The 13,282-nt window shown below is 43.5% G+C and carries 10 protein-coding genes; all 10 read left to right on the top strand.

The features are described from left to right. Positions 1 to 90 precede the first annotated feature (90 nt). The 10 genes from murG (at position 91) to spoIIGA (ending at position 13,267) form a co-directional block, all read left to right on the top strand. Positions 91 to 1,182 carry an undecaprenyldiphospho-muramoylpentapeptide beta-N-acetylglucosaminyltransferase gene (gene murG / locus M1D69_RS12790; protein WP_458105884.1) on the top strand — a complete coding sequence of 364 codons (1,092 nt, stop codon included), beginning with the start codon at positions 91 to 93 and terminating at the stop codon, positions 1,180 to 1,182. A gap of 31 nt (positions 1,183 to 1,213) precedes the next feature. Then, positions 1,214 to 2,125, top strand: a complete 912-nt coding sequence (gene murB / locus M1D69_RS12785) for a UDP-N-acetylmuramate dehydrogenase (protein ID WP_458105885.1) — start codon at positions 1,214 to 1,216, stop codon at positions 2,123 to 2,125. A gap of 129 nt (positions 2,126 to 2,254) precedes the next feature. Beyond that, entirely contained in the window at positions 2,255 to 3,046 is a 792-nt protein-coding gene (locus M1D69_RS12780; protein WP_458105886.1) for a cell division protein FtsQ/DivIB, read from the top strand. Continuing rightward, complete coding sequence (locus M1D69_RS12775) at positions 3,043 to 3,738, top strand: DUF881 domain-containing protein (protein WP_458105887.1); 696 nt, start codon at positions 3,043 to 3,045, stop codon at positions 3,736 to 3,738. The genes M1D69_RS12780 and M1D69_RS12775 overlap by 4 nt, the downstream gene beginning before the upstream one ends. Before the next feature lie 21 nt (positions 3,739 to 3,759). Then, on the top strand, positions 3,760 to 4,467 hold the full coding sequence (locus M1D69_RS12770) for a DUF881 domain-containing protein (RefSeq protein ID WP_458105888.1): 708 nt from the start codon (positions 3,760 to 3,762) through the stop codon (positions 4,465 to 4,467). Positions 4,468 to 4,484: 17 nt separating this feature from the next. Further along, positions 4,485 to 4,850 (top strand): small basic family protein, encoded by a 366-nt coding sequence (locus M1D69_RS12765; protein WP_010334164.1) that lies wholly within the window; start codon positions 4,485 to 4,487, stop codon positions 4,848 to 4,850. 174 nt (positions 4,851 to 5,024) lie between these two features. Next, positions 5,025 to 6,347: a cell division protein FtsA gene (gene ftsA / locus M1D69_RS12760; protein WP_024121323.1), complete on the top strand. Its 1,323-nt coding sequence runs from the start codon at positions 5,025 to 5,027 to the stop codon at positions 6,345 to 6,347. 35 nt (positions 6,348 to 6,382) lie between these two features. After that, a complete protein-coding gene (ftsZ, locus tag M1D69_RS12755; protein WP_024121324.1) occupies positions 6,383 to 7,531 on the top strand; it encodes a cell division protein FtsZ in 1,149 nt (382 codons plus the stop codon). Positions 7,532 to 7,835: 304 nt separating this feature from the next. Beyond that, on the top strand, positions 7,836 to 12,143 hold the full coding sequence (locus tag M1D69_RS12750) for a S8 family serine peptidase (protein WP_458105889.1): 4,308 nt from the start codon (positions 7,836 to 7,838) through the stop codon (positions 12,141 to 12,143). 194 nt (positions 12,144 to 12,337) lie between these two features. Beyond that, positions 12,338 to 13,267: a sigma-E processing peptidase SpoIIGA gene (spoIIGA, locus tag M1D69_RS12745; RefSeq protein WP_458106155.1), complete on the top strand. Its 930-nt coding sequence runs from the start codon at positions 12,338 to 12,340 to the stop codon at positions 13,265 to 13,267. Positions 13,268 to 13,282: the final 15 nt, after the last annotated feature.

The following is a 13,282-nucleotide window of genomic DNA, read 5'->3' as shown; positions in this document are numbered from 1 at the left end:
GGAAGCTGGGAAACAATTGATGCGATAACCCTGTCCATAAAAACAGGGTTATCGTTATGTTATAGAGAAACTGAGACTGGGGGAAGAGTTATGCGAATTGCAATAAGCGGAGGCGGCACAGGGGGACACATTTATCCTGCGCTTGCCTTTATCAAAGAGGTGCAGCGCCGCCATCCTGATACGGAATTTTTATATATCGGAACAGAGAACGGATTAGAGAAAAAAATTGTAGAACGGGAAAATATACCGTTTCGTTCCATTGAAATTACAGGTTTTAAAAGAAAGCTTTCATTTGAAAACGTAAAGACGGTGATGCGTTTTCTAAAGGGCGTTAAAAAAAGCAAATCGTATTTAGCGGAATTTAAGCCGGATGCAGTGATTGGAACGGGCGGTTATGTGTGCGGGCCGGTTGTATACGCGGCTGCAAAAATGGGGATTCCGAGTATCGTTCATGAACAAAACAGCCTGCCGGGCATCACCAATAAGTTTCTTTCAAAATATGTTAATAAAGTAGCAATATGTTTTGAGGAAGCAAAATCACATTTTCCAAGTGAGAAAGTTGTATTTACGGGAAACCCGAGAGCCTCTGAGGTCGTCTCAATAAAGACGGGCCGCTCAATGGCTGAAATCGGACTCTCTGAAGAGAAAAAAACCGTATTAATCTTCGGCGGGAGCAGAGGCGCCGCACCAATTAACCGAGCGGTCATTGATATGCAGGATGCGCTGAAATCAAGAGCGTATCAAGTACTGTATATTACGGGCGAGGTTCACTATGAGAAAGTAATGACTGAGCTGAAAAACAAGGGTGCAGCTGACAATATGGTCACAAAACCGTTTCTTCATCAGATGCCAGAATATTTAAAGGCAATTGATGTGATTGTAGCAAGAGCGGGTGCGACGACCATTGCGGAAATTACGGCACTAGGAATCCCGAGTGTGCTGATTCCAAGTCCGTACGTAACGGCGAATCACCAGGAGGTCAATGCGCGATCTCTCGGTCAGCATGATGCTGCGATTGTGTTGAAAGAAACAGAACTCAGCGGAGAAAAGCTGATTGAAGCGCTTGACCGGATTGTGCTCGATGAACAAACATTAAAGGATATGAGCGAACGGACAAAGTCACTCGGTGTTCCTGATGCGGCTGCCCGTTTATACAGCGTACTCGAAGATTTGAACAAATAATAGAAAAGCAAATGGAATGCGGAGGTTTACGATGGAGAAAGTGATACAAGAATTAAAAGAACGCGAAGTCGGCAAGGTGCTTGCAAATGAACCGCTCGCAAATCATACAACAATGAAAATCGGCGGTCCTGCGGATGTATTGGTCATTCCAAGCAGTGTAGAGGCTGTCAAGGACATCATGGATGTTGTGAAAAAATATGAAGTAAAGTGGACAGTCATCGGCCGCGGGTCAAACCTTCTTGTATTAGATGAAGGAATCAGAGGCGTGGTCATCAAGCTGGGTGCGGGTCTTGACCACTTGGAGCTTGACGGGGAACAAGTCACTGTCGGTGGCGGTTATTCAGTCGTGCGTCTTGCTACATCGTTGAGCAAAAAAGGCTTGTCGGGATTAGAATTCGCTGCCGGAATTCCGGGATCCGTCGGAGGGGCTGTCTATATGAATGCAGGCGCTCACGGATCTGATATGAGTAAGATCCTTGTCAAAGCGCATATTTTATTTGAAGACGGCACGATCGAGTGGCTGACAAATGAGGAAATGGAATTCACCTACAGAACGTCCGTATTGCAAAAGAAACGCCCTGGCGTTTGTCTTGAAGCCGTTCTGCAGCTTGAGCAAAAGGATAAAGAATCAATCGTTCAGCAAATGCAAAGCAATAAAGACTACAGAAAGAATACACAGCCGTATTCAAGCCCTTGTGCAGGAAGCATATTCAGAAACCCGCTTCCAAACCATGCCGGCAATTTAGTGGAAAAAGCAGGCTTAAAAGGATATCAAATCGGCGGTGCGAAAATATCGGAAATGCACGGGAACTTTATCGTCAATGCGGGCGGAGCATCAGCAAAAGATGTGCTTGATCTGATCGACCATGTGAAAAAGACGATCCGTGAAAAATACGAGATTGAGATGCACACAGAGGTTGAAATCATCGGTGAAAATCGCTGACTCAAGTTCTGAACTGAAGCTGTTCATATGATATACTGTAAGCAAACGACAAACGGCATCATAGTATGCCGTTTGTTTTGGAATAGGCAGACTTTTAAGGCTGTTTCATTTGAATGAGGTGAACAGGCAATGAATCCGGGGCATGACCGAGAAAAAATCGTAAATATTGAAGAGCGGATCCCTAAAATTAAAGAGCAGAGAAAACAGAAGGCAAATCGCCGGCTTATTTCATTTATTATGCTCTTTTTTATGATGGTGCTGATCATCGTGTATCTGCAGACACCGATCAGTAAAATTTCATCAATCTCTGTTACCGGTAATGAGAATGTTTCCAAAAAGGAGATTATTGATCTTTCCGATATCAAAAGCGGAGATACTGAATTTTGGAATCTGGATAAGAAAAAAACAGCAAAAAAGATTCAGCAAAATAAATTAGTAAAAAAAGCAGAAATCAGCAAATCCCTTCCTAATAAAATCAACATTGCGATCGAAGAATATAAAGCGATTGCTTATTTAGAAAAAGACAATGTGTATTATGAAGTCCTTGAAAACGGTTCAGTTTTGCCAGACGAAGTAACGCCAGATGATGCGGGACCGATTTTGGTGAATTGGACAGACGCTAAAAAACGTGTTCAGATGGCCAAGCAGCTCGATGCTTTGTCAAATTCTATAAAACAATCGATTTCAGAAGTGTATTATACTCCTACCAAAATGGATCAAAACCGGATTAAATTATATATGAACGACGGGTATGTCGTCACTGCATCCATCAAAACCTTTGCAGACCGAATGAAAACATATCCTTCTATTATTTCACAGCTCAGCGGCAGTAAAAAAGGGATTATTCATTTAGAAGTTGCAACCTATTTTGAGGAGTTTGGAAAAAGCGATTCAGCTGCCAAAAAGGAAGATGAAAATTGAGGGGCAAATCAGCCGTCCTTCTTTCTTTGATTATGCTTATCGCCGGCTTTTTAATTTCTTTTTCTTTTCAGACGACAAGAGAAAACCACAGAAGCATGACAGAGACGGAAGAATGGAAAAAAGAATATGCCCTGCGGGATGAACTGCTGAAACAAGAGAAAAAAAACAAGGACCTTGAAAAAGAACTGTATCAAAAGCAGAACAAAGTCCGTCAGACTGAAAATAAGCTGAAGAACGAAAAAACCGAATACTATAACGTCCTGGAAGATGTAGAAAAGTACAGAATGTATATTGGGGAAGTCGGTGTACAAGGAGAAGGCGTTCAAGTGACTTTGGAAGATGCTTCTTACATACCGGAAGGAGAGAACGTGAACAGCTACATCGTTCACGAAAGCCATCTCTTTCAAGTCATAAATGAACTGTATATATCTGGTGCGGCAGCCGTCTCCGTCAACGGCCAGCGGCTGACCCATGATTCCTACATCAAGTGCAACGGGCCGGTCGTAACGGTAGACGGGGTGCAGCACCCCGCCCCGTTTGTCGTTTCTGCCATCGGAGATCCTGATGTCCTGCTTCCTTCGTTAAATATAGCAGGAGGCCTGATCGATCACCTTTCTATGGATCATATTTCTGTTACCGCAGAAAAAAAGAAAAATGTACAAATGGAACCCATTCTGAAAACGAAGGAATGACTGGAAAAGCGGGTGAAGTGATTGAAAATAAAGCGTTCCTTCATTAGCATCAGCATGCTTATGGTTATATTCGGCCTTATGATAGCTGTTCAATTTAATTCTTTAAAGCATCTACAAGTCCGAGATACAAGAGATATGTGGGATATAAGAGAAGAGCTTACATCAGAGCAGAAGAAGCAGGAAGAGCTGCTGGCTGAAATTAAAAAGTATGATAAATTGCTGAATACCTATACACAAAACAAAGAATTGACAAAAGAAACAGCGCTCAATAATACATTACAAACCTTAAAAAAAACAGCCGGCATGACCGATATAACAGGTAGCGGAATTGTCATCACCCTTTCTCCGCTTTTTTCTGAAAGCGTAACTGGAGAGGCGATCAAAAATCCACCGCCGGGTTTACTAAAGAAGCTGATCAATGAACTCAACTCCTATGGTGCTGCGCATATCTCAATAAATGAGCGAAGAGTTGTGAATTCTTCAGTGATACGGGACATAAACGGCACAACAAAAATAGACGGATACAGCCTTGATGATTATCCTTTAACAGTAAAAGTGCTTGCTGAAGATCCGGACAAGCTGTACAGCAGGGTAAAGGGGTCCGATTTGGAGGATATCTTTGCTTCTGAAAATGTAGCGTTAAAAGCAGGTAAATCTGACAGCAGCCTGACTTTAAAAGCTTATGACAGAGCAGTGGACGTACAACAGCTAAAACCGCTGAAAGACTAAAAGGGAGGAGAATTGTCATGTGGCTGCCCGTGCTTGGACTCGTGCTCGGAATAACGATCGGATTGATGACAAACTTAACGATACCGAGTGAATACTCAAATTATTTATCACTTGCGGTGCTTGCTGCACTTGATACTCTAATCGGCGGAATCAGGGCGCATTTACAAGGTACATATGATGAAATGGTATTTGTTTCCGGTTTCTTTTTTAATATTATATTGGCAATAAGTTTAGCTTTTCTGGGAGTCCATCTTGGTGTAGACTTGTATTTAGCAGGTATATTCGCATTTGGAGTCAGGTTATTTCAGAATATAGCCGTTATAAGAAGAAATCTACTAACAAAGTGGACTCTTTCTAAAAAAAATAAAAAAAATGTGATATAAAAGAGGATATACATAGGATATAACGAATATTTTCAATAAACATAAAATGTGAAAAGCACATAAGGAATATTCCGTTGTTATTTTTTGTTACACACTTGTAAAGCCACATTCATTGTATTGTTGTTCCGCAAATAATAGAATAGAAATGATCGAAATGTGAGGAGGTGCCATAGAATGAACAACAATGAACTTTACGTCAGTCTTGACATCGGTACGTCCAATACAAAAGTGATCGTCGGAGAAATGACAGATGATTCCCTAAATATTATCGGTGTGGGAAATGTACCGTCTGAAGGGTTGAAAAAAGGCTCAATCGTTGATATAGATGAGACCGTTCATTCTATAAGAAAGGCGTTTGACCAAGCTGAAAGAATGGTAGGTTTTCCGCTTAGAAAAGCTATTGTCGGCGTTAATGGAAATTATATCAATATTCAAGATACAAACGGTGTTGTAGCAGTTTCCAGTGAAAATAAAGAAATTCAAGTAGAAGATGTCCGCCGCGTCATGGAAGCGGCTCAGGTTGTTTCAATACCGCATGAACAGCTGATAGTCGACGTCATTCCTAAACAATTTATCGTAGATGGAAGAGATGAAATTACCGACCCTAAAAAAATGTTAGGTGTGCGTTTAGAAGTAGAGGGCACACTGATCACCGGTTCAAAAACAATATTACATAACTTGCTTCGGTGCGTTGAAAGAGCCGGTGTTGAAATAACTGATATTTGTCTACAGCCGCTGGCAGCCGGTTCTGCTGCTTTGTCAAAGGATGAGAAAAATCTCGGTGTGGCTCTCATTGATATAGGCGGAGGGTCAACCACCATTGCCGTGTTCCAGAACGGACACCTGACTTCTACCCGTGTCATTCCTCTCGGAGGCGAAAATATCACCAAAGATATCTCCATCGGATTGAGAACGTCCACAGAAGAAGCGGAACGTGTGAAAAAACAATTTGGACATGCCTACTATAACGAGGCTTCAGAAGATGAAGTATTTGAGGTAACCGTTATAGGCACCAATCAGAAACAAACATTTACACAGCAGGAAGCAGCGAATATCATTGAAGCAAGAGTCGAAGAAATTCTTGAGATTGCTTCAGAAGAACTTCGCAATATGGGAATTAGCGATCTGCCGGGAGGCTTCGTGCTGACAGGGGGGCAAGCAGCAATGCCTGGTATCATGTCACTAGCGCAGGATGTGCTGCAAAACAATGTCAGAGTGGCGAGCCCAAATTATATTGGTGTAAGAGATCCTCAGTATATGACGGCAGTCGGCATGATTCAATTCGCCTGCCGGAATGCAAGAATTCAAGGCAGAAAAATTGGCTTCAAGATGCCTGAAGAAGCGATACAGGAAATCGCCGTCTCATCAGCAGAGGAACAAGAGCAGCATCATCACCAAAATGAGATGCAGCAACGGCCAAAAGGAAAACAAAAAACACAAGCCGAACATAACAAACAGAGCAAAATGAAAAAACTATTAAGCATGTTTTGGGAATAGATAGATAGTCATTCGGCAGATTAGGAGGATTTAGCATGTTGGAGTTCGAAACAAACATAGACGGCTTAGCATCAATTAAAGTAATCGGAGTAGGAGGCGGCGGTAACAACGCGGTCAACCGAATGATTGAGAATGAAGTGCAAGGAGTAGAGTACATCGCGGTAAATACGGACGCTCAAGCTCTTAACCTGTCAAAAGCGGAAGTGAAAATGCAAATCGGCGCAAAGCTGACTAGAGGATTGGGAGCAGGTGCGAATCCGGAAGTCGGAAAAAAAGCCGCAGAGGAAAGCAAGGAGCAGATTGAAGAAGCGCTAAAAGGCGCTGACATGGTATTCGTAACAGCTGGTATGGGAGGCGGAACAGGAACAGGTGCCGCACCGGTTATTGCGCAAATCGCAAAAGATTTAGGAGCATTAACAGTCGGAGTCGTTACAAGACCGTTTACGTTCGAAGGTCGCAAAAGACAGCTGCAGGCGGCGGGCGGAATTTCTGCAATGAAAGAAGCGGTGGACACGCTGATTGTGATCCCGAACGACCGTATTCTTGAAATTGTTGATAAAAACACGCCGATGCTTGAAGCATTCCGTGAAGCTGATAACGTACTCCGTCAGGGGGTTCAAGGTATTTCTGACCTGATCGCTACTCCTGGTCTCATTAACCTAGACTTTGCTGATGTGAAAACGATCATGTCAAACAAAGGATCTGCTTTAATGGGTATTGGTATTGCGACTGGAGAAAACCGTGCTGCAGAAGCTGCGAAAAAAGCCATTTCCAGTCCGCTTCTTGAAGCAGCAATTGATGGCGCGCAAGGCGTCTTAATGAACATTACTGGCGGAACAAATCTGAGCCTTTATGAAGTTCAAGAAGCAGCAGACATTGTCGCTTCTGCATCTGATCAGGATGTAAACATGATTTTCGGTTCTGTTATTAACGAAAATCTTAAAGACGAGATTGTGGTTACTGTGATTGCTACTGGTTTTATCGAACAGGAGAAAGATGTTACGAAACCCCAGCGTCCATCATTAAACCAGAACATCAAATCACATAATCAGAGTGCTCCAAAACGTGAGCCGAAACGAGAAGAACCGCAGCATCAAAACACAGTCAGCCGTCAAACCTCACAGCCGGCTGACGATACGCTTGATATTCCGACATTCTTAAGAAACCGCAATAAACGCGGCTAATTGAAAGGACAAAATCGTTTTCGATTTTGTCCTTTATTTTTTCCTCAACCATTTCCATTCATCTCTTATGCCTTTTGCACTATGTCTTCCTACACATAACAACAAATCAACCTATGATACCTACTGATATTTCATGACCATATCATCATTTTCATTTATATGGAAATAAGATGACAGAAAACGACAATATCTGTAATTGAGATTGTCTACAGTTAACGTACAGCGAAGCTTTGACAAACAAATTGAATGTTAAAGGAGGGACGACAATTTTTTTACAAAGTGGTCTAAAAAAGGGGGATAAAAAATGAGGAAACAAACGAAAAACAGACTGATCAGTTCTGTTTTGAGTACAGTTGTCGTCAGTTCACTGCTGTTTCCGGGTGCAGCCGGGGCAAGCAGCAAAGGCGCTGCTTCTTCTGTAAAACAGGAGCTTCAATCTTCTGAATCGATTCAAAACAAGATTTCCAGCTCATTAAAGAAAAGCTTTAAAAAAGAAGAAAAAACTACCTTTCTGATCAAATTTAAAGATCAAGCTGACACCCAAAAAGCAGCAAAATCAGCTGTCAAAAAAGCGAAATCTAAAAAGCTGACCGCTGCTAAAACGGAATATCAAAAGCGTTCGGCCGTCGTGTCTTCGTTAAAAGTGACAGCTGATGAAGCTCAGAAAGACGTCTTGAAATATTTAAACAGCCAGAAAAATAAAGGGAATGCCGATGATATTCACTCCTATTATGTGGTAAATGGAATTGCTGTACATGCTTCAAAAGAAGTCATGGAGAAAGTGGCGCAGTTCCCTGAAGTAGAAAAGGTGCTTCCGAATGAAAAACGGCAGCTTTTTAAGTCATCCGCTTCCCCATTCAATATGAAAAAAGCACAAAAAGCGATAAAAGCAACTGACGGTGTAGAATGGAATGTAGACCAAATAGACGCACCGAAGGCTTGGGAGCTTGGCTATGACGGAACGGGTACGGTTGTCGCCTCCATTGATACCGGGGTTGAATGGGAACACCCTGCATTAAAAGAAAAATATCGCGGGTTTCATCCAGAAAGCCCCAATGAGCCAGATCATGACATGAACTGGTTTGATGCTGTAGCGGACGAGTCAAGTCCATATGATGATCTTGATCACGGCACTCATGTAACAGGTACAATGGTTGGTTCTGAGCCTGATGGCACGAATCAAATTGGTGTCGCACCTGGCGCAAAATGGATTGCCGTTAAGGCGTTTTCTGAAGATGGCGGGACAGACGCTGACATTTTGGAGGCCGGTGAATGGATTTTAGCTCCAAAGGACGCAGAGGGCAACCCTCACCCGGAGATGGCTCCGGATGTCGTCAATAATTCTTGGGGCGGGGGCTCCGGCCTTGATGAATGGTACAGAGATATGGTCAATGCCTGGCGGGCGGCCGACATTTTCCCGGAATTCTCTGCGGGAAATGCTGACCTCTTTAACCCGGGAGGACCTGGTTCTATTGCGAATCCTGCCAATTATCCGGAAGCGTTTGCGACCGGAGCAACTGATATTAACAAGAAGCTAGGCGATTTTTCACTCCAGGGACCGTCGCCATACGATGAAACAAAGCCGGAAATTTCTGCTCCAGGCGTAAACATCCGGTCTTCAGTTCCCGGCCAGACATATGAAGACGGATGGGATGGCACGTCGATGGCAGGACCGCATGTCTCTGCTGTTGCTGCGTTATTGAAGCAGGCAGACGCCTCACTTTCTGTCGATGAGATGGAGGAAATATTGACAAGCACGGCTGAGCCATTAACGGATTCTACATTCCCTGACTCTCCGAATAACGGATACGGCCATGGTTTGGTGAACGCTTTTGATGCCGTATCAGCGGTTACAGACGGTTTAGGAAAAGCGGAAGGGCAAGTTTCTGTCGATGGGGAAGATGAGGAGCTGCCTGGCTATCAGCATGAGAAAGTAAATGAAGCTTATGAAGGTGCCAGCCTTCCGCTTACCTTGACAGCTGAAGACAATGTGAGTGTGACATCCGTGAAATTGTCCTATAAGCTGGATCAAGGCGAATGGAACGAGGTCAAAGCTAAACGAATCAGCGGAGATCATCTGAAAGGAACGTACCAGGCGGAAATCCCAAGTATAAAGGGGACCGCATTAAGCTATAAGTGGATCATTCAGGATTTTGGCGGCCATGTTGTCGAATCTGACACATATGATGTAACCGTGAAACCTAGTATCACTGTTGGATACAAGCAGGATTTTGAAACAGAACCAGGCGGCTGGCTTACGAGCGGAACAAATAATAACTGGGAGTGGGGAGTTCCGGAATCAGGCCCTCATGCAGCTGCATCAGGAGAAAAAGTATATGGGACAAACCTGACTGGAAATTATGCCAATGGAGCGAATATGAATCTCACGATGCCTCCAATTGACGTGCCTGATTCAGGCAACCTGTTTCTTCAATTTAAAAGCTGGCACAACCTAGAAAATGATTTTGATTATGGCTACGTTTTTGTTTTACCGGAAGGCGAAACGAATTGGGAGCAGGCAGGGGCCTATAACGGAAAGACTTCAAACTGGACCAACGAAGAAATTAATTTATCCGCATACAGAGGCCAAAACATTCGAGTGATGTTTAACCTTCAGTCTGATGAAAGCATTGCAAAAGAGGGCTGGTACGTTGATGATGTTCAGCTTTCAGATAAATCTTCCGGGAAAACAATCAAAAAGAATAAGCTGGGCGTACAAAAACCGGCAGAAAAGCAAAAGAAAAAAGCGGTTAATCCAAAAAAGGCTAAGCCATCAACAAATGCAGCTGCCAAAACAAAACATAGTGCTGATATGCAGCCGCAAGCATTGCCGCTCAGAGCACAGGTCAGTGTGGTTGAAACAGGAAAATCAACCTATTCAGATCAATCAACCGGACAGTACAAGCTGACGCATAAAGCAGGAGACTACACGCTTAAGGCAGAAGCTTACGGCTATCAATCAAAAACGCAAAAAGTGTCTTTGCAGGCAGATCAGACAACCCAAGCTAATTTTACGTTAGAAGAAATAAAGAAAGGCACATTAAAAGGCACTGTCATCAATAAAACAACAGGAGAGCCGATAAAAGGCGCTTCCGTCTATGTTATCGAGGATGCCGCTGTTGAACCGGCAACTACAAACGACAAAGGAGAATATACACTTGAGGCCTACGAGGGCTCTTACACGATTAAAGTGGCTGCACCGGGCTATTACAGTAATGAATTTTCCGTTGATTTAAAAGGTGATATCACAAAAGAAACTGTGCTGAAGCCTTTCGTCGGTTATCCGGGTGAGATCGGATACGATGACGGAACAGCGGAGAATGCAAATTCCTATTTCGCGGCCGGAAACGGATGGGCGGTTAAAATGTCACTGGCTGACGGCAAGGAACAAGGCATGCTGACAGGAGGGCTATTCAGATTCTGGGATACGGAGTTCCCTGATCCTGGCGGCACAGAGTTTAAGGTCGAGGTTTACGATGCTACAGGGAAAGATGGAGCACCTGGCAAAAAAATTGCGGGACCATATAACGCGGAAGCTCTTCGTAATGGCGAATGGACGAAAGTCGATCTCAGCTCGAAGGGGATTATGGTCGATAAAGACTTTTATCTTGTTTATATCCAGTCAAAACCCGATCCATATTCACCAGGCTTGGCAATGGATGAAACCGGGCAGTACTCAGATCGCAACTGGCAGTATGTTAACGGAACATGGCAAAAAGGAGATAAAGAAGACGGCAACTATATGATTCGCGCGTTAGTCGATTATGAAGCGGCCGTACCTGTCATTACTTCTCCTGAAGATAAAGCATACACCAATAAGGAGAACGCCACGGTAAAAGGAAAGGCATCTCCGGGTACGACTGTAACCCTTTATAATGGTGATAAAGAAGCAGGAGAAACGAAAACTGCCGAAGATGGCACGTTCGAGGCAGTAGTTTCACTCAGCAAAGGGGAAAACAAGCTGACAGCGGCTGCTTCAACAGACTCCGGAACGACAGATGCTTCAAGTCCTGTCACGGTCACACTTGATCAAGACAAGCCTGAACTGACGCTCGACAATCCAAAAAATGGCGAGAAAATCAATAAAGAAGCGGTGACTGTTAAAGGCACTGTTTCAGATGACAACTTGAAAGAAGTAAAGGTTAATGGCAAAAAAGCAACGGTCACAGACGGTTCCTACTCTGCCCGTATCCTTTTGGAAAACGGAAGCAACGAAGTAAAGGTGATAGCCACTGACTTAGCAGGCAACAAAACGACGAAAAAAGCTGTCGTCGATGTGAATTTTGACCAGCCAGTCATTACCGGACTGATTCCTGGTGAGGACAAAACCTTAAAAGCTGGTGAATCGGTCAAAATCGCTTTTTCAAGCGCGAAAGACGCAGATGCAACGTTTGTCATTCGCCTGCCGCTCACAAATGCAAGAGCGAATGTACAAAACGCTACCGAGCTGCCGTTAAGAGAAATTTCTCCGGGACGATATGAAGGCTACTGGACAGCAACTTCCTCTCTTAAAGCAAACGGAGCTAAAGTAGAGGTTATCGTTCGAGACGGTTACGGCAATGAAACCAGAAAAACAGCGAATGGAAAACTATATATCAATACTGAAAAGTAAGTGTAGGAAAGCTGCCGCTCTTGGCAGCTTTTTTTCTGTATCCTCTCATTTATTCCCTCGACAAATTAAGCAGTTATCCCTGAAAAATTGTATGGGCCTCTCAACATTAATTGACAGACTTTCCCACAGAGCTTGCTTTATACTTATGAAACAAGAAGGGGAACAGCGTGATGCAAGAAAGAAAGGGGTCAGGTGTGAAAATCTATTTAGATGTCATTTGGCTGTTAAACTTTTGTTTTGACGCACTGTTGCTTTTACTGACGGCTTTTATTTTAAAACGCCATGTGAAAAAAAGAAGATTGCTAGGCGGCGCATTTATCGGTTCAAGTATTGTCCTTTTGATGTTTACTCCTTTCTCGCCGATCGTTGAGAACCCGGCCGGAAAGCTCGCTTTTTCGGTTGTCATTGTGCTCGTGACATTCGGTTTTAAGCGGTTTCGCTATTTCTTTCAAAATTTGTTTTCCTTTTATTTTGCTACTTTTCTAATGGGAGGGGGAATCATCGGAGCACATTCATTGCTGCAGTCAAACTCTATTGTCAGAAACGGTGTCATGATCACTAATCACACCGGATTTGGCGACCCGATCAGCTGGATGTTTATCGTGGCTGGCTTTCCCGCATTATGGTTTTTTTCCAAGAGAAGAATCGAAGATATTGAAACAAAAAACATTCAATATGAGGAACGAGTCAGGGTACAGGCGGACCTGGGCGGCCAAACACTGCACGCAAGAGGCCTGGTGGATTCCGGCAACCAGCTGTATGATCCGCTCACAAAAACGCCGGTCATGATTCTTCACATTGATAAGCTTGAATCGATTTTCGGAGAGGCTGAAACGATGATTATCCGAAATGCAGACCCGATGGAAGCGATTGAACAGCTTGATGATTCGTTTCGATTTTTAGATAAAATGAGGCTGATCCCATATCGGGGAGTAGGCCAGCAGCATCAATTTCTATTATGTATCAAACCGGATCATGTAACGATTATGACAAAAGATGAAATGATTTCCGCGGATAAATGCTTAATCGGCATCAGCACGTCAAAGCTGTCGGCAGATGGAGATTTTGACGCGATTATTCATCCGAAAATGCTGTCCGGAAAAGCCATTAAGCACGTATCCTAATGTTCGCAAATGTCC

The organism is Bacillus sp. PK3-037, from assembly GCF_054161355.1.
This window is presented reverse-complemented; position numbering and strand designations above follow the sequence as displayed.

Excerpts from the sequence above, each read along its gene's own strand:
- murG (WP_458105884.1), top strand. The coding sequence starts at position 91 with ATGCGAATTGCAATAAGCGGAGGCGGCACAGGGGGACACATTTATCCT.
- murB (WP_458105885.1), top strand. The coding sequence starts at position 1,214 with ATGGAGAAAGTGATACAAGAATTAAAAGAACGCGAAGTCGGCAAGGTG.
- M1D69_RS12780 (WP_458105886.1), top strand. The coding sequence starts at position 2,255 with ATGAATCCGGGGCATGACCGAGAAAAAATCGTAAATATTGAAGAGCGG.
- M1D69_RS12765 (WP_010334164.1), top strand. The coding sequence starts at position 4,485 with ATGTGGCTGCCCGTGCTTGGACTCGTGCTCGGAATAACGATCGGATTG.
- ftsA (WP_024121323.1), top strand. The coding sequence starts at position 5,025 with ATGAACAACAATGAACTTTACGTCAGTCTTGACATCGGTACGTCCAAT.
- ftsZ (WP_024121324.1), top strand. The coding sequence starts at position 6,383 with ATGTTGGAGTTCGAAACAAACATAGACGGCTTAGCATCAATTAAAGTA.
- M1D69_RS12750 (WP_458105889.1), top strand. The coding sequence starts at position 7,836 with ATGAGGAAACAAACGAAAAACAGACTGATCAGTTCTGTTTTGAGTACA.